This window comes from Anaeropeptidivorans aminofermentans, assembly GCF_940670685.1.
In the GTDB taxonomy this organism is placed as follows: domain Bacteria; phylum Bacillota; class Clostridia; order Lachnospirales; family UBA5962; genus Anaeropeptidivorans; species Anaeropeptidivorans aminofermentans.
Map to the genome: position 1 here is coordinate 871,306 of NZ_OW711693.1, position 22,275 is coordinate 893,580.

A 22,275-nucleotide genomic window follows, 5' to 3' on the forward strand; every position below is an offset into this window, starting at 1 on the left:
CAGTTTAAATCAACTATAAGCTTTAACTAATTACAGGCTGAGAAACCAATCTCATTTATTAAAAAACTGTTGGAAGATTCGGTATGTATATGTTATAGTTTATACTGAGCGGTGAAAACAATTTATTCTATTAAAAAATCAATTATTAGTGAGGTTTTTATGGAGCTTTTAAAAATTGATGAAAATGATTTAAGGCCTACAAGGGATATAGTATTTGAGATTTTGAGAAAAGCAATATTAGACGGAAAGCTTGCGCAAAATGAAAGAATTATGGAAACGGCTGTTGCAGAAGAGCTTAAAATAAGCCGTACGCCTGTTAGAGAGGCATTCAGGAAGCTTGAAGCGGAAGGCCTTGTTGAGTATCATCCGAAAAGAGGAACCGTAGTAAGAAGCATAACGAAAGAATCAATAATAGAAATATATGACATGCGAGAGGTTTTAGAAGGTCTTGCCGTAAGGCTTGTCTGTATAAAAGGCGATAAAGTAGTTATTGCATCTTTAAAAGATACTGTTGAGAATATGGAAAAGGCCAATGACGAAGGCGCGTATGAAACGCTTTATGCTCTCCACGACCAGTATAACAAAACAGTTTTAGAAGCGGCGGGAAGCAAAAGGCTTAAGGAAAATCTTCTTAATTTATATGAATATATAGTAAGCTTCAGAAAGATAACATTATCTCATAACCAAAGAAGAAGCATATCTGTTGCAGACCATAAAAAGATAGTGGATTTAATAGCAGAAGGCAATCCTGAAGCCGCCGAGGAATATTGCAGAAAGCATATTAGAAAGGCCAAAGAAACCCTTCTTAATAAATTAGGCATCAATAAGGATTAATATATTTTAAGGCCATTATTTTTAGAGATCAAAAATACGCGGATTATTCTTTACATGTTTTTGATTTTATCTTTAAAAAACCATTACAATAATGGCTTTTTTTATGCAAATCTACAGAAAAGCAAAGCAATAATATAATGCAATTTAACAAAATATCATAAATGCTTGCGAAAGATTTTTTTTTGCTGTAATATGTATACATGGATACACAAATACATACATACACAAAGATTCTTGTTAGGAGGCGGCAATATGTTTGGCGTAGCTGGAAAAGAGGCTAGGCAGGATTGTTTTGTCAAGGTTAATATAAAGGACTCAGGAGGCTTGAATATTACAGTTAACAGTAAGCTGAACAAGCTTTTCGGCAGGCATATGAAATCAGCGGCGGAAGAAGCGGCAGAAGAAATGGGAATTGAAAATGCCGAAATCGAAATAAATGACTTCAGCAGTCTGGATTTTACAATAAAGGCCAGAACAAAAACTGCTATCAGGAGGGCTTTAAATGGAAAAAGTGAATAAGCTCAGAAGAACCATGCTTTTTTGCCCTGCAAACGAGCCGAAGCTTTATCAAAGCGCACCTGCTTATAATCCGGATTGCATCATATTTGATTTGGAAGACGCAATATCCTATACGGAAAAGGATGCCGCCAGAGATTTGCTCTGTGAGGCCTTAAAGGTTATCGATTTTGGAAACGTAGAGGTGTTTGCAAGAATAAATCCTCTATATACGGAATTCGGAAAGATTGACGTTACTCAAACTGTTGCAGCAGGGCTTAGAAATATAAGGCTTCCTATGTGTGAAAGTAAAAAAAATGTAGAGGAATTAGATGTTCTTCTTACAGAGGTTGAAAAAGTAAACGGAATTGAAGAAGGCTCCGTAAAAATTCAATGCGCCATAGAAACCCCAAAGGGAGTTTTCAATGCGGCTGAAATAGCATCTGCAAGTAAAAGGGTAATATCTATATCCTTTGGCGCCGAGGATTATACGAATTCTCTTGGTACCGAGAGAGTGAAAGGGCATGAGCAGCTGGCATATGCCAGAGGATATGTGGCACTTGTTGCTTCTCTATACGGAGTTGATGCAATAGATACGGTATGGACAGATCTTGACGATCACGAAGGTTTTGAAAAGGAAACAAGAATGGCCAAAAGCCTTGGGTTTAAAGGCAAATCCTGTATCCATCCGGCCCAGATAAAAGTAGTAAAAGATATCTATACTCCTTCCGAAGAAGAGGCTGAAAAAGCCAGAGGAATCATAGAGGCTGCGGCGGAAGCCGAAAAAAATCATAAAGGAGTAATACTTTTTAACGGGAAGATGATAGATGCCCCGGTTATAAATAAAGCAAGGCGTATTTTAGAGCTTTGGGAAATGGAGAACAGGGAATGATTAATTTGAATTTTGTGAAAAACAAGGTTTCAAGGGATATTCCTGTATATATTGAGGGCATAGGAAATCTCAGGCCATACGGTTTGGATAAAGAAGGAAACAACATAGATTCAAAAAGATTACATAAAGAAAGCAAGGTTTTAGAAAGCATAAGGGAAGCTCTTGTTAAAGCAGATATTAAAGACGGAATGACAATTTCCTTTCATCATCATTTGAGAAATGGCGATTATGTTCTTAACATGGTATTGGATGAAATTGCGGCTTATGGCGTGAGGGATTTGACTGTGTGTGCGTCTTCTCTTACAGATGCTCATGAGGGCGTTCTTGAGCATATCAAAAACGGTGTTGTAACGGGGATACAGACAAGCGGCTTAAGAGGGACTTTAGGAAGAGCCATCAGCGAGGACGGGATTCTTAAAAAGCCTGTAATATTCAGAAGCCATGGAGGAAGAGCAAGAGCAATAGAAGAAGGCGACGTGAAAATAGATATAGCCTTTATCGGAGCGCCTTGCTGTGACGAAGCCGGAAACATGAACGGCCAGAAGGGGAAATCAGCTTTCGGTTCCATGGGCTATGCCATGATGGATGCAAAATACGCAAAGAAGGTAGTTGCCATTACAGATAATCTTGTGGAATATCCCGCATGCCCTGTAAGTATACCTGAAAATCTTGTGGATTATGTAGTGGTTGTTGAATCTCTTGGGGATATTGAAAAAATCGGTGCCGGAGCAACGAGACTTACTAAAAATCCTACGGAGCTTTTGATTGCTGAAAATGCAGCTAAGGTAATAATAGAGTCAGGTTATGTTAAAAACGGCTTTTCATTTCAGGCAGGAAGCGGCGGTGCTGCGCTTGCTGTTGCAAAATATTTAAGAGATTATATGAGGCAAAACAATATAAAAGGCTCCTTCGGATCCGGCGGAATTACTTCTTTTATGGTAGATATGCTTGAGGAAGGCCTGTTCTCCTATCTTCTTGATGTGCAGACATTTGATGCTCAGGCGGCTGCATCTTATTTAAAAAATGACAACCACATAGAAATGAGTGCCAGTATGTACGCAAATACGGCAGGAAAGAGCTGTGTTGCAGATAAACTTGATATCATGATATTATCCGCTACGGAAATAGATACGGATTTTAATGTAAATGTTCTTACTGCTTCTACGGGTGTTTTTATGGGAGCAATTGGGGGCCATCAAGATACGGCAGAAGGTGCAAAGCTTACTGTTGCCGTTGCTCCGCTTCTTAGAAAAAGGATACCTATCGTTGTTGACAAGGTTACGACAATAGTTACTCCCGGAGAAAACATAGATATTGTAGTTACTGAAAGAGGAGTTGCTGTAAATCCCAGAAATAAAGAGCTAGCGGAAGCGCTAAAAGGGAAAGGCCTGCCTCTTGTTACGATAGAAGAACTTAAAAATACTGCGGAGAAATTGACAGGAAAGCCCGATCCGGCTCATTTTGGGGATAAGATTATAGGCATAGTTGAAAGCGGAGACGGAAGCATAATCGATGTTGTTTACAATGTAATCAAAGATTAACGGCGTAAGCTTCCTGACAGGCGTATATGCATGCGCAGGGTCATTAATAAGCAGCTGATATTAATCAGCATCCTTAAAAGTTTATATATTTAATATAAATTTACAATCTTTCATAAGGCAACGGGCCTTATGAAATAAAAACAGGAGGATAGAAATGAAAAGAAAGATTAGTATAGTTTTAGCTATGGTAATGATAGCACTTTCTGTATTTTCCGGCTGTGGAAACAGCGCTTCCAGCGCGGAGAAGGGGGATCCGTCAGGTGCCGCCGGAAAAGATTCTCTTTTATGGGGCGTAAATGCTGAAGCATCGTCTCTTGACCCTGCCACAAGCAAGGATACTGTAACCCATATGATGATGTTCCAGATTTTTGACGCACTTGTTAAAGAGGATCCTACAGATTATACCAAGCTTGTTCCGGGCTTAGCAGAGTCATGGGAATTCAGCGAAGATAATACAGAGATTACATTCCATTTAAGAGAAGGCGTTAAATTCCATAATGGTGACACCATGACAGCAGACGACGTCTTTTTTTCACTTCAGCGTTCATTGGAATCAAGCTATTCAAGCGGTATAAGCGAGCCTATAGACCATTTTGAAAAAGTTGACGACAAAACTGTAAAGTGCGTTCTTAAATATCCCTATGGCCCTATTCTTGACGTTATGACAAATATGACATTTGGTATTGTAAGCAAAAGAGCGGTTGAAGAAGCTGAAGCAAACAAAATTGACTTTGCAAGAAACCCTGTGGGCACAGGCGCTTATAAAATGGCTGAATGGAGAAGCGGCGATGCGCTTGTTCTTGAAAAGTTCGATGATTATTATGACGGAGCCGCTAAAATTTCAAAGCTTACATATAAGCTTGTTCCCGATGCGGCATCAGGCGCTATAGCGCTTGAGGACGGCACACTGGATGCTTACTATAACGTTGCGCAGTCCGATTATCAGCATATGATGAACCTTGAAAATATAGGTTATGTTGAATGCCCTGGTGTTGGTCTTCACCATATTACATTTAACGTAACAGACGGTATATTCAGTGATAAAAGAATACGTCAGGCAGTAGCGTATGCTCTTGACAGAGACGCTATCGTATTAGGCGGTGCTGAAGGATATGCTGAAGTTGCAAATTGCCTGTCACCTACATCTGTTTTTGGATATTTAGATGATTTTGAATGGTATGAGCAGGACCTTGACAAAGCAAAAGATTTACTTGCGGAAGCCGGATATCCAAACGGCTTTGACGCAGTATTCAGCATGCAAGGATCTGATTTGTATATGAAGCCGGCAGAAGTTGTACAGGACCAGCTTAGGAAAATCGGAATAAATATTACATTCAACAAAATGGAAAGAGCAGCTTATTTAGAGGATGTAGGCGGAAACAGAAACTTTGTTGCAAGCCTTAGAATGATTAACGCTACAGTAAGAGATGCCGACAGTGTTGTTACAAGAAGGTTCCATACAGAGATGCTTGGCGGCGGAAATAACTATTCAGGTTACTCCAATCCTACAGTAGATGAGCTTATTGAAAAAGCCAGAATGACTATTGACAGCGAAGAAAGAATTAAGATATACAGAGAAATCAATGATATCTTAAAAGAAGATGTTCCTTTAATACCTATTTATACTACTAAGGTTTTCATGTTCTTCAGCTCAAGTCTTAAAAATGTGTATCCTCATCCTGTTTACAGATACAATGTTAGCAAGATGTATTTTGAATAACAGCATATTTTTATAATCATTTAACTTTAAAACATCATAGGAGAAAAAATTCTCCTATGATGTTTCTAAGAAGGGAGTAAAAATGTTTAAGTTCATTGGAAAGAGACTTCTTATGATAATACCCGTTATACTGGGCGTTGTATTTATCATATTTTTTATAATGGATTTTACCCCTGGAGATCCAGCCATAATGATTTTGGGAGAAGGAGCAAAGCCTGAGGAATATGCGGCTTTAAGAGAAGAACTTGGCCTTAACGATAATCTTTTAATAAGATATGCGAAATATATAGGAGATGCTCTTCAGGGAGATTTCGGGCAGTCTTACAGAACCAACATTCCCGTATTTCAGGAAATAATGGCAAGGCTTCCATATACTCTTAACTTGGCGGTTGTAAGTACAATTATAGCTGTTCTCATAGGTATTCCCATCGGGGTGCTTTCTGCAGTAAAGCAGTATTCAGCGTCAGATAATATTTCATTGGGAGTATCGCTTCTTCTTACGTCTATGCCGTCATTCTGGTTTGCCATGATGTGTGTTCTTTTGTTTTCATTAAAGCTAAGATGGCTCCCGTCTTTAGGGGTTGATTCATGGAAACACTTTATTCTTCCGGCGATAGCAACTTCATCAAGTACCTTGGCTTCAACTTTAAGAATGACGCGCTCAACCATGCTTGAGGTTATCCGCCAGGATTATATAAGAACAGCAAGGGCAAAGGGGGCCGCTGAAAGAGCTATCGTATTCGGCCATGCTTTGAGAAATGCCCTTCTTCCGGTTATAACCATAGTAGGGGTTAACTTTGGGCATGCCTTAGGTGGTGCAATTGTAATTGAGCAGGTTTTTGCTATTCCCGGTCTTGGGCAGCTTATGATAAACGCTGTAAGGAGTAAAGACATACCTATGGTTACGGCTTCTATTCTGTTCGCTTCTATAATAGCAAGCCTTGTAAATCTTTTGGTTGATATTGTATATACTTACGTTGACCCAAGGCTTAAATCAATGTATGCAAGCCCTAAAGCAAAGAAGGTGAAGGCATGAGTGAGATGAATAGTTCAGTTATAAATGGCGGAGATGCCCTTAAAAAAGTACATCAATTTAAGAAAAAAAGTCAGCTTAAGGCCATATGGATGCGCCTTAAGAAAAATAAACTGGCAATGTTTGGTTTAATTGTATTTGCCGTTATGGCCATTATAGTTCTTTCGGCAGATTTATATCTTGATTATGAGCAGCAGGCCATAACTCAGGATCTTGCTAACAGGTTTGCTCTTCCTTCAGGCAAGCATCTGCTTGGAACGGATCATTACGGAAGAGATGTTATGGTAAGAATTATTTACGGAGGAAGAATATCAATGTTCGTAGGCCTTGCTACGATTTGCGTATCTCTTTCATTCGGAGCTGTTATTGGAGCAACGGCAGCATATTACGGAGGCAAGGTTGATAATATTTTAATGAGAATAATGGACATTTTCCTTGCTATACCCAATATGCTGATGGCCATAACCTTAGTTGCAGCTTTTGGTTCCAATGTATTTAATCTGATTATTGCCATGGGTATTGCTCAGGTTCCAAGAATGTCAAGAATCGTACGGTCTTCCGTATTAAGTGTTATGGGGCAGGACTATATTGAAGCGGCAAGATCCTGCGGAACAAGTGATGCAAGAATAATATTCAGGCATATACTTCCCAATGCAATGGGCCCTATTTTAGTTCAAGCAACACAAACTGTTGCAAGAACTGTTATAACCGTTGCCTCATTAAGCTTCGTTGGCCTTGGGATATCAGAGCCTACGCCGGAATGGGGCTCTATGCTTTCTGAGTCAAAGAGCCAGTTAAGGCATTATCCTCACCTTGCCATAGCTCCGGGAGTTGCAATTGTAATGCTTGTTATGTCCCTTACATTATTTGGTGATGGCCTTAGAGACGCCCTTGATCCCAGATTGAAAAATTAAACGGCATCTCAGTGGATTTTAAAAATGCATTGGCGGGTTATTTATTAAAAGATAATGCCAATACACACTCTATAAACTAAAAAAGCTCATTTTGAATTTGCGCCCTCTGTCAGGGAAGCAAATTTGCTAAATGGTTTTGGGAGGCAAATAAATGTCGGAAAACTTATTGGAGATAAAGAATTTAAACGTAATGTACCGAACAGACGATGATGATATTTATGCCCTAAACGGTGTAAATTTAAATGTCAGAAAAGGGGAAACGTTAGGCCTAGTAGGAGAAACAGGAGCAGGAAAGACAACAACAGCTTTGAGCATCATGCGCCTTCTTCCCGATAGAGTGGGAAAAGTAAAAGAGGGGGAAATCTTTCTCGAAGGAAAGAGTATTTTTTCCCTTTCAGAGCCGGAGATGAGAAAGCTCAGAGGAAACGATGTATCCATGATTTTTCAGGACCCTATGACGAGCCTGAACCCTATACATACTGTAGGTGACCAGATAGGAGAAGTAATAAGGTTGCATAATTTGGATTTAACTAAAGCAGAGGTGGAGCTTAAGGTAGATGAAATGATGGAAATGGTTGGTATTCCAGCAGAAAGAAAAAATGAGTACCCCCACCAGTTTTCAGGCGGAATGAAGCAGAGAATCGTTATCGCTATCGCTTTGGCCTGTAACCCTAAGCTTCTTTTGGCTGACGAGCCTACTACGGCTCTTGATGTTACCATTCAGGCTCAGGTGCTTAAGATGATGGGAGAATTAAAGACTAAATTTGATACTTCCATGATACTAATTACCCATGACTTAGGGGTTGTGGCCCAAATATGCGATTCCGTAGCCATAATGTATGCAGGTGAAATCATAGAGCAGGGAAGAGTAGAAGATATATTTGAAGATGAAAATCATCATCCTTATACTATTGGTCTTTTTGGCTCTATCCCGGATATGACTAAAAAAACAAGGCGGTTAAGCCCCATAGACGGACTTATGCCAGACCCTACGGCTCTTCCCGTAGGATGCAGTTTTGCCCAAAGATGCCCTAAATGTATGGATATATGTAAAACGACCCCTCCAAAGATTCATAAAGAAGGTACCCATTCTATAAAATGCCACTTATACTAATCATACTGATTCAACTTATGCCATTTTATTATAAATTTAATTTGGTATAAATTTTACAGTACCAGTATTTTTATAGAAAATATGGTTCTTTAAAAATTGTTTCGTATATTCGTATAGTTTTACTTTTAATATTACAGGGGAGGGAATCCAATGAATACACCGATGATTCAAACAAAAGAGCTGAAAAAGTATTTCAGCACAAAAAAAGGCGAGCTTCACGCCGTTGACGGCGTTAATATATCCATTGAAAAAGGCGAAACTTTGGGTGTTGTAGGCGAGTCAGGATGCGGAAAGTCCACCTTGGGCAGGGTAATTTTAAAACTTCTTGAGCCTACCAGCGGGGAAATATATTTTGAAGGCAAGGATATATCAAATTTCAGCCGTTCTCAGATGAAACAGATGAGAAAAGAAATGCAAATCATATTTCAGGACCCTTTCGGTTCGCTAAATCCAAGAATGACCGTAAGTGAAATCATAGCGGAGCCTATGAAGGTTACAAAAATGTATACCAAAGATAGCGATATAATGGAAAAAGTGTTTGACCTTATGGGTACCGTAGGCCTTGCTGAAAGATTTGTAAACACATATCCCCATGAGCTTGACGGCGGCAGGCGCCAGAGAATCGGCGTTGCCAGAGCGCTTTCCGTAAATCCCAAGTTTATCGTGTGTGATGAACCGGTTTCGGCCCTTGATGTTTCAATTCAGGCGCAGATACTGAATCTTATGATGGATTTGCAGGAGAACATGAACCTTACTTATATGTTTATAACGCATGATTTAAGCGTCGTTAAGCATATAAGCAATAATATTGCCGTGATGTATCTTGGCCAATGTGTTGAGTTTGCGCCTACGAATGAGCTTTTTAAAAATCCTGCCCATCCATATACAAAGGCGCTTCTTGAGGCTATACCCATACCCAGCTTAAAACATAAAAAAGAATTAAGCGTAATAAGCGGAGAGGTTACGAGCCCTATAAATCCAAAGCCGGGATGCAGATTTGCTCTTAGATGCCCTTATGCCAAGCCTCAATGCATCGAGCCCGGGCTTAAGCTTAAAGAAATAGGACCAAGGCATTCGGTTGCTTGCGTATTATATTAATTGCCTTATTTGTTAAAGCACATTGAACAATCCATTGTGAATTTGCTTTTGTTCCGTTTATGATAAGTTTTATGCCATATTTGCAGTACAGTAAATTTAAAATTAAACAGTAACAAAACTGTATATTCCTGCAGGCTCAAAAATGTACTGTTTCCGAAGGAAACTCATGTTTTTGAGTCTTTAATGAATCGGTCTTTGTTACTTCTTTATAAAAAATTTACTATAATATTTGCATGAAGCAGTAAAGAGGTAACTATGAAGATGGCTGTGCCTCAAAGAAATTTCTATCCATGATAATTATTGTAGGCCATAAGTGTTTTCGATGGACATACATATTATTATAAAAGGAATATGGAGCTTATCTTTAAAGAACAAAAGTGAATTCATTATAAATAAGCGGAGGTAGCAAAAATGAGAAAATTTCAGCTGATAGAGGTAAAGGCCAAAACGGCTTATGAAAGGGGATTCCAATACGGTGAGCAAGCGAAGGACAAAATAAAGGCTTCCGTAGAAGATTATAGAATTCTTTTTGGCGAAACCAGTACCATGAGCTGGAGTGAAATACAAAACTACGCTCTTGATTTCGTTCCTATATCGGAAAAGTTTATTCCCGAAGTTGTTGAAGAAGCAAAGGGGATTGCCGCCGGTGCAGGCGTAAGCCTTGAAGATGTAATGGTTCTTAACGCCAGATACGAAATTACAAAGTTTCCAAAGCCTAACGAATGTACATCTTTTTCTGTTCTTCCCGAAGCGACAAAGCATAAAGGAACTTATGTAGGGCAGAACTGGGACTACAGAGTAGGCATAATGGATAATATCGTTATGGTTCATATAGAAGAGGAAAACGGAACGAGAATATTCGGCCTTGCGGAGGCAGGGCAAGTCATAAGAAACGGATTTAATTCAAACGGAATAGGCCTGTGTGCCAACAATCTTCAGTCTTGCTATGATAAAAAGGGCCTTGGTATACCCGTTACCTTTTTAAGAAGACAAGTGCTGTCCAGCAAAACTTTTGAAGAAGCAAAGGACTGGCTGGTTAATGCTGAAAGGTCCGTATCCTGTAATTTCATGCTTGCGTCCAAAGACGGAAAAGCCATAGATGTGGAAGCCTATCCAAAAGGCGCAGATATTCTGGAGCCTAAGGCAGGAATCCTTACCCATGCAAACCATTTTGTTCACAGGCCGGAAATACACGCCCTTGAGTTCAGCCCGAGAGGAAATAGGCTTTATGAAAAGCTTGCAGAAAAGACCGGAGAAATAGATATCGCTTATATCGCTGAATGCTTAAGCGATCATGAAAACTATCCCAAAGCTTTATGCAGGCATCCTTCGGATGTTTCTGTAAGGCTTGGACGAAGAGGCATCACCGTGGCTGGAGTTATATATGATTTTGAAAACGAAACGGCCTATGTATGTGCAGGTCCGCCATGTGAAGGAGAGTTTATTCCCTATAAGCTTTAGTGCTTCAGTAAAGTTTCGGACTGGTCATTACCCAATACAGATATACGGAGGTATAAGATGTTAAGCTTTCAAGTTGTAAAATTAACTGCCGACACGCCCTTTGAAAGAGGCGTACAGTATGGGGAGCAGGCAAAGGAAAAGATTATAGCAGGAGTAGATTCCTATAGGGAGATATTCCGCCAGACAATGGATTCGAGCTGGGAAAGCATAAAAAAATATACAAGGCATTTTATTGAATATCTTGAGAAAGAGCTTCCGGATATACTTATGGAAGCCAAAGGAATTGCCAAAGGCGCCGAGGTTGATTTAGAGGATATCATGGTGCTCAATTGCAGATATGAGATTACAAAGTTTCCTTTTATTCCGGAATGTACCACCTGCGCAGTGCTTCCGGAGGCGGCGGAAGGAAATAAGACCTATCTTGTTAAGAATTGGGATTATCGCGCAGGCATAATAGATAATATCGTAATCCTTCATATTGAAAACAGCAACGGAACAGAGATTATAGGTCTTGCAGAAGCAGGGCAGCTTATCAGAGAAGGCTTTAATTCAAACGGAGTGGGCATCGTAAATAATGCCTTAAAATCTAAAAACGACAATACGAAGATAGGAATACCCGTTACCTTTTTAAGGCGCAGGGTGTTAGACTCAAAGACTTATGCCGAAGCCAAGGAATATATAGAAAACGCAAAAAGAGAGGTTTCCAATAATATCCTTATTGCTTCAAAAGACGGAGAAGCGCTTGATATGGAAGTCCATCCCCTTGGGGTTGAAAAAATAGAGCCGGTAAAGGGAATTATTACCCATGCAAATCATTTTGTAGCTAAAAGAGAAATAAACGACGGAGAGGAAAGCCCGAGAGACGAGAGGCTCAAAGCGCTTTTAATGAAGCATCATGGGTCCATAAATGTGGATATAATAAAACAGGCTCTTGCAGACCATGAGAATTATCCAAAAGCTATCTGCAGGCATCCCGCAGATGCAAGCCTTCCCCTTTTCAGAAGAAGCATGACGGTTGCGGCAATGATAGTGGACTTTGAAGAATCTACTGTTCATATATGCGCAGGGCCTCCGTGTGAAGGAGAATTTAAAGCGTTTAAGCTTAATAAAAAGATGTAAAGTAAATTTTGCAGAAGGAAGCAATAAAAATCTATTTTTCATAAACGGCTTAAACATATAGAATCCCTATGTTTAAGTCATTCAAAATATACGATTTTTATTACTGTTTCATTTGAAATTTACTATAGTTCGTAAACACGAAAGCATAGGTAGCGTAAGAAAATTTTAAATCGTTTCAATCTTTGCCTTAAAAGCTTAAGGCCGGCAGTTTCGAGTTATGTTTTTAAATTGCCTTAAAAAAGTATCGCTATAGCTTATAAATATGCTTGCAAAGAAACATAAGATGCTTTTGACGGCTTTTTAAGTCTTCCTATTGCCAATCTTTTTAATCTTATAACATAAAGAAGTGCCGAAGACTTTGTCTTCGGCACTTCTTTATGGCGATTTAGCCCAATAAATTTCAAGGTCTGATGATGAAATTAAAGGCTTATAGGGCGGTTTTAATTATTTTAAACTAGATTTACATTATTTCTGTAGGAGTATAGACACTACGAAGCATAATGCAATTGATAGTTTTCTGGCGCTATGCCGGTAATAAGCCCTTCTGGGAATGATGCAAACCATAGGTTTAACAGATGGTTTTGATTTTTACTCCCAGCTTACCTCGTTAAGCCTCATCATACCTACCGGTGTTACGTCAAAGTTTTTAAGATTTGCGTTATATGCTCTTTTTACTGTGTTCTGGTAAAGAGGCACGAGAGGAGTAAGGTTATTTACAAAGCTTGAACACTGATTTAAGAGACTTTCTCTTTCTACTGGGTCTATGGTGATGCTTGCGGTGTCGATGAAATTATCTATTTCAGGTACGACTGTACGGGTTCTGTTAGAGGCATTATATTGACGGGAATGGAATACGCCGCCTAAATAAGAAAGCAGTGAAAAAGTTGTATAGCTTCCGATGGCGCCTACATAATTACCTGCGAATTCATTTTGGAGTGCTGTTGCATTATCCATATTGGTGATGTTTATCGTTACGCCGAATTCAATAAGGTTTGACTGAATAACTTCCGCCGCCCTTCTTGTTTCATCGCCGGTAACTATAATTTCAAGCTCTATGGTCTTAGGGTCTACGCCGGATTCTTCAAAATAGGCTTTGGCTTTTTCAGGGTCATAAGTATCTGTGTGCTCTAAAGAAGTACCTTTAAATATTGGAGGGGTCTGGCTTACGGCAGGGTCTGCAAGACCCTCAAGGGCAACGGCAACAATGGCGTCCTTATCTATTCCGGCGTTTAAGGCCTTTCTTACAAGAACATTATCAAAAGGCGGCTTCTCATTATTAAGCATTAAGAAAAAGTAACCTGTTCCGGGCTTTACAATTACTTCAACCTCGGGGTTTTCCTGAAGCCTTTTAATATCGCTTGAGCCTACTTCTATAATTAAATCTGCAAGGCCGGATTCAAGGGCAATGGTTCTTGAGGAAGCCTCGGGAACTACCTTCCACTCTATTTTAGGAATAGAGGCCTTTTTTTCGGTATCGAAATAATCGTCAAAAGCTTCAAGCTCGATTACTTCACCGTAAGTCCATTTTACAAATTTATAAGGGCCGGTTCCTATGGGATTTTTATTAAAGTCATTGCCTGAGTCGATGAGTTGTTTTGGAAGAATATAGTTGGCGTGGTGGGCAAGGTCGGATAAAAGCTGTGCCTTAGGCCCGTCGGTGATGATTTTTACAGTAAGGTCGTCTATGACCTCAACGCTTACGATAGAACTTGTATAGAGCTTGCATTCGGGAAATGTTTTAGTAAAATCAAGGGTTGCCTTTACGTCCTCGGCGGTTACTACGGAACCATCATGGAATTTAATTCCTTCTTTAAGCTTCATAATCCATTCAATATCTGTAACCGCTTCATATGTATCTACCATATCGGGAACAGGTTCTAATTCCATATTCCTTCTAAAAAGACCGTTATGGGTCATTTCATTTATGTAGTCGGAAGCGAGGATATTATGGTCATGAGTGCTTACTTTGGAAGGCTCGTTTTCAGTAACTACAATAAGGGTATCTTTTGCTGTGCTTTCCTTTTTGGTATCTTCCTTCTTTCCAGCAGGGCTTTCAGAAGGCTTTTCGGCTTGGGCTTGCGGAGAAGATGAGGCGCTTTCCTTGTTTGCTTCTGATTGTTTATTTCCGCAGCCGGCCAGAGAAGAAACAATCATAATAAGAACCAAAAACATGCTTGAAAATCTTAAACTATTCTTTTTCATAGTCCACCCCTATTCTGTTTTTGTATTTATATTACTTTTTATTGTAATATATGAGTAAAAATATTCCAGTTGCTTATATAATACATGAATATATATGACGAGGTCAATGCTATATTCAGAAAAATAAGAATATAATATGCCGAAATATCCTTGAATAGTAAAAAAATCACTTAATAATATGAATTTTTTTATGTATAAAAATTCTAATCCTGATTAAGTCCCTGGATATTCAATTTTAATTTGTATAATTATCCTTTATAATATAAAATAAGTATATGTATAGCAAAGAAGGCCTTATACCGTGAAAATTTCCGAAGGGAGCAAAACAATGAGCTTAAATAAAATAATGGGTATTATGATTGATTATTATAAGGATGTAAGATATATAGAACATGCCCTTAAGGTTTATTCTTATTCCGCAGGAATAGGCGGTTCTGAAAACTTAGATGATGATGAAATGCTGATGCTCCTTTCCGCCGCCTTATTGCATGATATAGGCATACCCAATGCAATAAAGATTCACGGTTCAGGGAAAGGGCCTTATCAGGAAAAGGAAGGGGCATTGCTTGTGCCGGGCATGCTGAAAGAAGCAGGGGTGGAAAATCCGGTGGCCATAGAAAGAATAAAATGGCTTGTAGGCCATCACCATACGGAAGAGCTTGCAGAAACAGATAAGCTTCTTCAGATACTTATGGAAGCCGATTATCTTGTAAACATCGCTGAGGGCAGGCATCCGGAATATGACCCTTATGAAATAAGAGAGCGGTTCTTTAAAACCGCCGCAGGAAAGGAATATATAACAAATATATTTAATTTGGAAAATAAGAACATATAAAAAAGCCGCGAAAGCGGCTTTTTTAGAAGAGACTTTTAAGTATTTAGTCTACTTATAGTAAAAAATTAAATTAGAGCAACAAAAATCGTATATTTTATACTTAGTGAAACTGAAAACACTTACAGGGTAGGTGAACGTTCTCTCATAATCAACAAAGTTTTTTTCATCTTTGTTGACTATGAATGGCTTAATGTTAGCGCTTCTATTATATTTAAGCCATTTATAAAAATAGGTTTTTGTTGCTGCCTTATAGTAAATTTACTTTTCTGCCACAGGAAATAATGGGCTTCAAGAAGGCATAAAATCTGGGGAAAGCAAATTTACAACACTATATTTTACTTTAATTCGAGTATAGAGCTATTTTACTGTAATTACATTTTCCAATATCCCATAAAAACCAGGGAAGGAGATATCCGTACAGCTTCCGTTTATGATTGTTGATGCACCTTGGGCTTTCAGGGCGGCAATGGCAAGGCTCATGGCGATACGGTGGTCGTTATAGCTTTCCACAGAAGCTCCTTTAAGATTAAAACCGCCTTCTATTATCATGCCGTCAGGGGTTTCTTCTATATTTGCACCCATTTTTTTAAGCTCCGTAACCATTGCGGCTATTCTATTGGATTCCTTTACTTTAAGCTCCTGAGCATCTTTTATTATGGTTTTTCCTTCTGCAAAAAGAGCCGCAACAGCAAATACAGGGATTTCGTCTATCATAAGGGGAATGATGTCTCCTGAAAGGGTAATACCCTTTAAAGGCGTATATCTTACCCGAATATCTGCAACGGCTTCGCCCGAAAGATTTCTTTCGTTTAAAAGGGATATATCTGCGCCCATTTCTTTAAGGGCTTTGATTATACCTGTTCTTGTAGGATTTACGCCTACATTTTTTATAAGGACATCGGAGCCTTCCAGGATAGAAGCCGCAGCAATAAAGTAAGCCGCCGATGAAATATCCCCGGGAACGGAAATCTTCTGCCCTGTAAGCTCTTCGGCAGGGTTTACAATTATTTTATTGCCTTCCCGGCCAATAGAAGCACCAAAGGAAGAAAGCATGATTTCCGTATGGTCTCTTGTAAGGCTTGGCTCAGTAATTATAGTTTTTTCCTGGGCATAGATGCCGGCAAGGATAATGCTGCTTTTTACCTGGGCGCTTGCAACAGGCAAAGTGTATTCTATCCCCTTTAAAGGAGCGCCTTCTATAGTGAGGGGGGCAAGGGTTGTATTACCTTTTCCTATAATTTTCGCTCCCATTTCCTTAAGAGGAATAGCTACCCTATCCATAGGGCGTTTTTGAATGGAGCTATCTCCAGTGATTACCGAAGTGAAATTCTGAGCGGATAAAATACCCATTATAAGCCGTATGGTTGTTCCGCTGTTGCCTACGTCAAGAATGGATTCAGGCGCTTTTAAGCCCTTCATTCCATTGCCCTTTACAATTACCTTTTCAGGGGTAATATGGATATCTATTCCCATTTTTTTAAAACAGCTTATGGTAGAAAGACAGTCCTCGCCCATGAGAAAGCCTTCGATTTCAGTTATGCCCTTGGCGATTGCGCCAAGCATAATGCTTCTATGGGATATGCTTTTATCTCCTGGAATGTTTATGCTGCCTTTTATAGTTTTTCCTGGATGAATCCTAATGTCCAATAGTATCACAGCCCTCTATATTGATGTAAGTTCGATAGATTTAAAAATCTAACGAACTTATGAAATTTGCGGAAAAGCACTGCAAATTGATATTTAATGAATCTGTAAAAGCATTTTCACGTTATATGATTAAAACTGTCTTCCTGTTCTGAAATAAACTTATCTCGGTACGCCTTTGCTTTGCTGAAGAAGGTTTCCACCTCGGTGTAATTATCATTAGCAAGAAAATTCTTATACAGATGAATTTCCTTCTCAAATTCGTCTAAAAGCGCTATTATTTTTTCTTTATTTTCCATGGATATGGAGGCCCATACCAAGGGGCTTGAAGAGGCTATTCTGGTAATATCCTTAAAGCCGCCTGCCGCAAGGGTACGGATTGTACCGTCATTATCAAGTCTTTCCACTGTATTTACGATGGAAGAGGCAATCACATGGGGAACGTGGCTTATGGCCCCCACCGCGTAATCATGAATATCAGGGTTTAAAGTCACAGGAACAGCCCCAATGGTTTCTATAAAAGCTTTAAGCAGCTCTATATGAGAAGAAAGCGTACTTTCCATAGGCGTAATGATATAACGGGCATTTTTAAAAAGGTCGGCATTTGCGGCGCCGTATCCTATTTTTTCAGAGCCTGCCATGGGGTGGCCCCCAATGTAATTGATACCTTCTATAGCGGATATTTCCTTAAACACATTTGCTTTTGTGCTTCCTACGTCGGTTATAATGCAGTCTTTGCCTGCATAAGAGAATAATGCGCCGGCTATTTCTTTAAGGGTTCCTACGGGAGTGCATATAAATATAATATTGCAGCCTGAAAAGCTATAATCTATAGAAGTTGTATACTGATCGATGATTCCTTCCTTTAAGGCGGCTATAAGCGGCTCAGGGTTTCTGTTATAGGCGACGATTTCAGCTCCTGTTATGTATTTTTTCACGGCCTTTGCCAAAGAGCCGCCAATAAGCCCAAGGCCGGCGATTCCGATTTTATTTATTTTCATATGATTACCTTCTCAATACAATTTTTAATGCTTCTATAAAGCCTTTCATGTCCTCGATTTTTCCAATGCTTATTCTTAGATAGCTTTTCATATTGTTAAATACTGCCCCCGGGCGAACTAAATAGCCTTTTTTCATAAGCTCTTTTGTTACTTCTACACCATCGTCTTTAATATCTATCATCATAAAGTTGGTATTTGTAGGTATGTAGGAAAGGCCCATTTCATCAAGAGCGGAATATAAATAGTCAAGAGTTTTATTGTTATTTTCTCTTACCATGGCTATAAAATTTTGGTCCTTGATTGCTGCGGCAGCGGCGGAGAAAGCAGAGGAGCTTACGTTGAAGACGGTTCTTGTTTTGTGGATAAGTTCTGCTATTTCAGGAGAGGAAATGGCATAGCCTATTCTTAAAGATGCAAGGCCGTAAATCTTTGAAAAGGTTTTTAATATAATAATGTTTTTATATTTAGGAAGCATTTTAAATGAATCCGGAAACTGCTTTTCATCGGTAAATTCTCCGTAAGCCTCGTCTAAAACAACAGGAATATGCGCAGGTATTTTATCAAGGAATTTAATCTGCTCCTCTTCTGTATAGATGGTTCCTGTTGGATTATTTGGGTTGCAGAGGAATATAAGCCTGGTGTTTTCATTTACGCTTTCTGCGATTTTTTCAAGGTCAAATTTATGGTCTTTCAGGGGGACTCTGATAATTTCTCCGTCCATAAGGGCGGCCCCTGCCTCATAGGCAAAAAATGTATTATCGGCCGTAATCATATTTGTGCCTTTATCAATAAATACTTTGGAAAGAAGATATATCAGCTCTTCCGTTCCGTTTCCGAATACAATCTGTTCTCTGTTTACTCCGTATTTTTCAGAGATTATCTTAATTAATTCTTGGTCTTTTCCGTCAGGATAAGAAGAGATATCGCTTATGGCGGATATGATAGCGTCCTTTACCCCTTCAGATGAGCCATAGGGGTTTTCGTTGGCCATAAGGCGATAAAGCCTTTCTAAATGATATTCTTTCTTTATGTCTTCCATGGTTTTTCCGAAGGCATAAGGGCTTATTCTATCCAAGGCCTTGCGATATTTCATATTTTCCATTTTTCATAACCCCATTTCACAATAATCTGTTTTTATTATTTTACAGTTAATCATATCTTTGGTCAATATAAACAAATGCGGAATATGATTAGTCAATTTTAAATTAAAATATAGATTTGTTGGAATTGACCAAAATAAAAAAATTTGTTATCATATAAAGGTATGAAAAAACGAAATAAAAATATTTGCATAATTTTTATTTTTCAAAATTTATAAAAATAACTATTTTCAAATGAAGGAAGGACTTTTTTACTATAAAATTTGTATATGTCCGCCTTGAAGAGCCGGACTTGACAAAGAAAAACAGTATAAAGACTTAACTTTATTCTTTTAAAACCTCAATTCCAGTTTTAAAAGAGCTCAAATATATCAGAATGTAGGAGGTATTTTTATGAAGGTTTATTCTGCCAACCAAATCAGAAACATTGTTGTGCTTGGACATAGCGGCAGCGGAAAGACGACTCTTGTTGAAGCGGCCCTTAACGTATCCGGTGTAACAAGCCGTATAGGTAAGGTAGACGAAGGAAACACTGTAAGTGATTATGAAGCTGAAGAAATTCGCAGAAAAGTTTCTATAAACACATCAATTATTCCTATAGAATGGAAGGAGAATAAAATCAATTTTATTGATACTCCGGGATATTTTGACTTTGCTGGAGAGGTTAAGGAAGCTCTTGCCGCGGCAGATTTGGCTCTTATTGTTGTTTCCGCAAAATCTGGAATAGAGGTAGGGACCGAAAAAGCATGGGAATATGCAACCGAAGCTGGAATCCCTAAAATAATATTCGTAAACAATATGGACGACGAAAACGCCGATTTTGATAAAGTAGTTGAAGATATGAAAGAAGCATTCGGAAAGAGCGTAGCGCCTTTGCAGGTTCCCTTTAAGGAAAACGGCAAATTCACAGGTTTCGTTAATGCTATAAAGAAGGCCGGCAGAAAGTATGTTGAAGGAAGAACACAGGAATGTGACGTTCCTGCCGGCATGGAAGGCGAAGTTGAATTAATGCATTCCATGATTTCCGAGGCTGTTGCAGAAACAGACGATGCCCTTTTGGAAAAATTCTTTGAAGAAGAGCCCTTTACTGTAGAAGAAATTGAAGCTGGGGTTAAAGCCGGTCTTTTAGACGGAAGCGTTACTCCTGTATTCTGCGGTGTTGCAAACGCTACCTTAGGCGTAAGAGTGCTTCTGAACTCTATTTTACAGTTTGCTCATTCACCGGAAGAATTCAGACCTGAAATGACGGTTGTAAATCCTAAAAATGATGAAGAAATAACCATTCAATGTAACGACAAGGAGCCCTTTGCGGCTTTCGTATTTAAAACTATTGCAGACCCTTATGTAGGTCGTTTAAGTCTTTTAAGAGTATTCTCAGGAAAGCTTAAAAAAGACGATATTATGTATAACACTAAAAAAGACAGTACGGAAAAAGCAGGCCAGCTTTTTGTTATGAGGGGTAAAGAGCAGCTTCCCGTAGAGGAATTAAAAGCCGGAGATATCGGTGCCATAGCAAAGCTTAACAGCGCCGAAACCCAGGATACGCTCTGCGCTAAGGATAGGCCTGTGTTATTCCCTGATATAGTATTTCCCCCTTCACTTCTTTCCATGGCCCTTGCTCCTAAGGCCAAAGGCGACGAAGATAAAATATCTCAGGCTTTTGCAAAGCTTCTGGAAGAAGATAAAACCCTTAAGCTTGAGGTGAATCCGGAGACAAAGCAGACGGTGGTATCCGGCATCGGCGATACCCATCTTGATGTTCTCGTGAATAAGCTCAGAACGAAATATAAACTTGAAGTGGAGCTTTCCGACCCTATCATTCCTTTCAGGGAAATGATTAAAGGCAAGGTTAAAGTTCAAGGCAAATATAAAAAGCAATCCGGCGGCCATGGCCAGTATGGTGATGTTCATATTGAATTCGAGCCTTCAGGGGACCTTACGAAGGATTATATTTTCGAAGAAAAGATATTCGGCGGTGCCGTTCCTCGCCAGTATTTCCCGGCTGTTGAAAAAGGAATACAAGAGTCTGTTAAAGCAGGCCCTATGGCAGGCTATCCCGTTGTAGGCCTTAAGGCTACCCTTGTAGACGGAAGCTATCATGCCGTAGACTCTTCTGAAATGGCCTTTAAAATGGCTACCAGCATGGCTTTTAAAGATGGTTTCATGAAGGCGAAGCCAGCCATCTTAGAGCCTATTGCCAAAGTTATAATTACCGTTCCGGACGATTATACGGGAGATGTAATGGGCGATATGAATAAGCGCAGAGGCCGTATCCTCGGTATGGAGAAGGTAGGCAAGAAGCAGGTGATTTCCGCTGAGGCGCCTATGGCTGAAATGTTTAAATATTCCACAGACCTTAGAAGCATGACTCAGGGCAGGGGAGAATATACCCTTGAATTTGACAGATATGAAGAAGCTTCTAAAGAGGTTCAGGATAAGATTGTTGCCCAAAGAAAAGCTGAAATGGAAAAAGAGAAGTAAAACCGAATAAAAAGGCAATATTAGAGCCATAGCATAAAAAGCAGCAAAGCCAGAAGAAAAATGGTTTTGCTGCTTTATTCATAATAAAGCAAGTATAGTAAAATAGGTCTTTGTTACTGCCTTAAAGCTATTTTACTATAAATAAATATTATAAAAGACTTATATATCAGAATAAGCTTTCGTTATTTTTTATGAGAAATTTACGATATCCGGTTAAGATTTATGAAATGAAGCTCTATTTTGTTATATAAGAAAAAATAAAATATGAATACTATTTTATAAAACAGGAGGTGAGAAAAATGACGGGTAGTTTTTCTGAAATTAAGTTATTTCAGGTCAAACCCGATAAGCTGGCTGAGTTTGAAGACCTAATAGCAAGTGTTGCAGAGGCGCAAAAGCAGCAGCCAGGTTGTCTTGGCGTAAAATATATGAAGCGGTTTTTTACGATTGATGGAATTGAAATGGGGAACCCCCCGAGAGAATTGACAAGGATTGTAAAATGCGTCAAATATTTTTCCTATTGGGAGTTTGATAATAAAGAAAGCTATGGAAAAGCAATTAAATGGTTCTTTGATGATTATGGGAAAGAAATTCAAAGGCTGCTTATTATGCCATTTGATATCAACTGCGGAAATACCGTTTATTAATGAAATGAAATTTAGAGGAAATTTATTATAAAGAAGCAGAAAAAACAATTCATGAGAGACTTGAAACGTGAATTTCCTTGGGAAACGGTATATTTTTGAGCCTTTAGGATACGGCTTTGCTGCTGTTTTACTTTAAGTTTATTA

The 22,275-nt window shown here is 39.0% G+C and carries 18 protein-coding genes; 14 read left to right on the forward strand and 4 right to left on the reverse strand.

Annotation, left to right across the window (positions count from 1 at the left end; translation table 11 throughout):
* Positions 1 to 159: 159 nt before the first annotated feature.
* The 11 genes from NBX03_RS03545 to NBX03_RS03595 all read left to right on the forward strand — a co-directional run bounded on the left by NBX03_RS03545 (position 160) and on the right by NBX03_RS03595 (position 12,221).
* On the forward strand, positions 160 to 834 hold the full coding sequence (locus NBX03_RS03545) for a GntR family transcriptional regulator (protein ID WP_250229401.1): 675 nt from the start codon (positions 160 to 162) through the stop codon (positions 832 to 834).
* Positions 835 to 1,086: 252 nt separating this feature from the next.
* On the forward strand, positions 1,087 to 1,353 hold the full coding sequence (locus NBX03_RS03550) for a citrate lyase acyl carrier protein (RefSeq protein WP_250229402.1): 267 nt from the start codon (positions 1,087 to 1,089) through the stop codon (positions 1,351 to 1,353).
* Complete coding sequence (locus NBX03_RS03555) at positions 1,337 to 2,221, forward strand: HpcH/HpaI aldolase/citrate lyase family protein (RefSeq protein WP_250229403.1); 885 nt, start codon at positions 1,337 to 1,339, stop codon at positions 2,219 to 2,221. Before NBX03_RS03550 ends, NBX03_RS03555 begins: the two co-directional genes overlap by 17 nt.
* On the forward strand, positions 2,218 to 3,762 hold the full coding sequence (gene citF / locus NBX03_RS03560) for a citrate lyase subunit alpha (protein ID WP_250229404.1): 1,545 nt from the start codon (positions 2,218 to 2,220) through the stop codon (positions 3,760 to 3,762). The genes NBX03_RS03555 and citF overlap by 4 nt, the downstream gene beginning before the upstream one ends.
* Before the next feature lie 154 nt (positions 3,763 to 3,916).
* A complete protein-coding gene (locus tag NBX03_RS03565; RefSeq protein WP_250229405.1) occupies positions 3,917 to 5,482 on the forward strand; it encodes an ABC transporter substrate-binding protein in 1,566 nt (521 codons plus the stop codon).
* Positions 5,483 to 5,564: 82 nt separating this feature from the next.
* Complete coding sequence (locus tag NBX03_RS03570) at positions 5,565 to 6,518, forward strand: ABC transporter permease (RefSeq protein ID WP_250229406.1); 954 nt, start codon at positions 5,565 to 5,567, stop codon at positions 6,516 to 6,518.
* A complete protein-coding gene (locus tag NBX03_RS03575) occupies positions 6,515 to 7,429 on the forward strand; it encodes an ABC transporter permease (RefSeq protein WP_323373252.1) in 915 nt (304 codons plus the stop codon). Before NBX03_RS03570 ends, NBX03_RS03575 begins: the two co-directional genes overlap by 4 nt.
* A gap of 151 nt (positions 7,430 to 7,580) precedes the next feature.
* Complete coding sequence (locus NBX03_RS03580) at positions 7,581 to 8,543, forward strand: ABC transporter ATP-binding protein (RefSeq protein WP_250229407.1); 963 nt, start codon at positions 7,581 to 7,583, stop codon at positions 8,541 to 8,543.
* Between the two features lie 150 nt (positions 8,544 to 8,693).
* Positions 8,694 to 9,641 (forward strand): ABC transporter ATP-binding protein, encoded by a 948-nt coding sequence (locus NBX03_RS03585; protein WP_250229408.1) that lies wholly within the window; start codon positions 8,694 to 8,696, stop codon positions 9,639 to 9,641.
* A 411-nt stretch (positions 9,642 to 10,052) separates the two neighbouring features.
* A complete protein-coding gene (locus NBX03_RS03590; RefSeq protein WP_250229409.1) occupies positions 10,053 to 11,102 on the forward strand; it encodes a C45 family autoproteolytic acyltransferase/hydolase in 1,050 nt (349 codons plus the stop codon).
* Positions 11,103 to 11,159: 57 nt separating this feature from the next.
* Positions 11,160 to 12,221: a C45 family autoproteolytic acyltransferase/hydolase gene (locus tag NBX03_RS03595; RefSeq protein ID WP_250229410.1), complete on the forward strand. Its 1,062-nt coding sequence runs from the start codon at positions 11,160 to 11,162 to the stop codon at positions 12,219 to 12,221.
* Positions 12,222 to 12,809: 588 nt separating this feature from the next.
* On the opposite strand, the gene NBX03_RS03600 is transcribed toward NBX03_RS03595, so the two are convergent.
* Complete coding sequence (locus tag NBX03_RS03600; protein ID WP_250229411.1) at positions 12,810 to 14,423, reverse strand: ABC transporter substrate-binding protein; 1,614 nt, start codon at positions 14,421 to 14,423, stop codon at positions 12,810 to 12,812.
* A 328-nt stretch (positions 14,424 to 14,751) separates the two neighbouring features.
* Between NBX03_RS03600 and NBX03_RS03605 the strand changes: the two genes are divergently transcribed.
* On the forward strand, positions 14,752 to 15,258 hold the full coding sequence (locus NBX03_RS03605) for an HD domain-containing protein (protein ID WP_250229412.1): 507 nt from the start codon (positions 14,752 to 14,754) through the stop codon (positions 15,256 to 15,258).
* A 357-nt stretch (positions 15,259 to 15,615) separates the two neighbouring features.
* On the opposite strand, the gene aroA is transcribed toward NBX03_RS03605, so the two are convergent.
* The 3 genes from aroA to hisC form a co-directional block, all read right to left on the reverse strand.
* On the reverse strand, positions 15,616 to 16,905 hold the full coding sequence (gene aroA / locus NBX03_RS03610) for a 3-phosphoshikimate 1-carboxyvinyltransferase (RefSeq protein WP_250229413.1): 1,290 nt from the start codon (positions 16,903 to 16,905) through the stop codon (positions 15,616 to 15,618).
* Positions 16,906 to 17,021: 116 nt separating this feature from the next.
* Entirely contained in the window at positions 17,022 to 17,903 is an 882-nt protein-coding gene (locus NBX03_RS03615) for a prephenate dehydrogenase (RefSeq protein WP_250229414.1), read from the reverse strand.
* A 4-nt stretch (positions 17,904 to 17,907) separates the two neighbouring features.
* Positions 17,908 to 19,005 (reverse strand): histidinol-phosphate transaminase, encoded by a 1,098-nt coding sequence (gene hisC, locus NBX03_RS03620; RefSeq protein WP_250229415.1) that lies wholly within the window; start codon positions 19,003 to 19,005, stop codon positions 17,908 to 17,910.
* A 391-nt stretch (positions 19,006 to 19,396) separates the two neighbouring features.
* Here hisC and fusA point away from each other — a divergent pair, with 391 nt between their 5' ends.
* Together fusA and NBX03_RS03630 are read left to right on the forward strand one after the other, a co-directional pair.
* Positions 19,397 to 21,484, forward strand: a complete 2,088-nt coding sequence (gene fusA / locus NBX03_RS03625) for an elongation factor G (RefSeq protein ID WP_250229416.1) — start codon at positions 19,397 to 19,399, stop codon at positions 21,482 to 21,484.
* Between the two features lie 299 nt (positions 21,485 to 21,783).
* Positions 21,784 to 22,131 carry an antibiotic biosynthesis monooxygenase family protein gene (locus NBX03_RS03630; RefSeq protein ID WP_250229417.1) on the forward strand — a complete coding sequence of 116 codons (348 nt, stop codon included), beginning with the start codon at positions 21,784 to 21,786 and terminating at the stop codon, positions 22,129 to 22,131.
* The last annotated feature ends 144 nt before the right edge of the window (positions 22,132 to 22,275 follow it).

What these genes read in the sequence shown, in the direction of transcription:
- NBX03_RS03605 (WP_250229412.1), top strand. Translation starts at nt 14,752, where the DNA reads ATGAGCTTAAATAAAATAATGGGTATTATGATTGATTATTATAAGGAT.
- NBX03_RS03565 (WP_250229405.1), top strand. Translation starts at nt 3,917, where the DNA reads ATGAAAAGAAAGATTAGTATAGTTTTAGCTATGGTAATGATAGCACTT.
- NBX03_RS03570 (WP_250229406.1), top strand. Translation starts at nt 5,565, where the DNA reads ATGTTTAAGTTCATTGGAAAGAGACTTCTTATGATAATACCCGTTATA.
- NBX03_RS03585 (WP_250229408.1), top strand. Translation starts at nt 8,694, where the DNA reads ATGAATACACCGATGATTCAAACAAAAGAGCTGAAAAAGTATTTCAGC.
- NBX03_RS03615 (WP_250229414.1), bottom strand. Translation starts at nt 17,903, where the DNA reads ATGAAAATAAATAAAATCGGAATCGCCGGCCTTGGGCTTATTGGCGGC.
- fusA (WP_250229416.1), top strand. Translation starts at nt 19,397, where the DNA reads ATGAAGGTTTATTCTGCCAACCAAATCAGAAACATTGTTGTGCTTGGA.
- NBX03_RS03545 (WP_250229401.1), top strand. Translation starts at nt 160, where the DNA reads ATGGAGCTTTTAAAAATTGATGAAAATGATTTAAGGCCTACAAGGGAT.
- NBX03_RS03600 (WP_250229411.1), bottom strand. Translation starts at nt 14,423, where the DNA reads ATGAAAAAGAATAGTTTAAGATTTTCAAGCATGTTTTTGGTTCTTATT.
- NBX03_RS03575 (WP_323373252.1), top strand. Translation starts at nt 6,515, where the DNA reads ATGAGTGAGATGAATAGTTCAGTTATAAATGGCGGAGATGCCCTTAAA.
- NBX03_RS03550 (WP_250229402.1), top strand. Translation starts at nt 1,087, where the DNA reads ATGTTTGGCGTAGCTGGAAAAGAGGCTAGGCAGGATTGTTTTGTCAAG.
- NBX03_RS03630 (WP_250229417.1), top strand. Translation starts at nt 21,784, where the DNA reads ATGACGGGTAGTTTTTCTGAAATTAAGTTATTTCAGGTCAAACCCGAT.
- NBX03_RS03595 (WP_250229410.1), top strand. Translation starts at nt 11,160, where the DNA reads ATGTTAAGCTTTCAAGTTGTAAAATTAACTGCCGACACGCCCTTTGAA.
- hisC (WP_250229415.1), bottom strand. Translation starts at nt 19,005, where the DNA reads ATGGAAAATATGAAATATCGCAAGGCCTTGGATAGAATAAGCCCTTAT.
- citF (WP_250229404.1), top strand. Translation starts at nt 2,218, where the DNA reads ATGATTAATTTGAATTTTGTGAAAAACAAGGTTTCAAGGGATATTCCT.
- NBX03_RS03590 (WP_250229409.1), top strand. Translation starts at nt 10,053, where the DNA reads ATGAGAAAATTTCAGCTGATAGAGGTAAAGGCCAAAACGGCTTATGAA.
- NBX03_RS03580 (WP_250229407.1), top strand. Translation starts at nt 7,581, where the DNA reads ATGTCGGAAAACTTATTGGAGATAAAGAATTTAAACGTAATGTACCGA.
- NBX03_RS03555 (WP_250229403.1), top strand. Translation starts at nt 1,337, where the DNA reads ATGGAAAAAGTGAATAAGCTCAGAAGAACCATGCTTTTTTGCCCTGCA.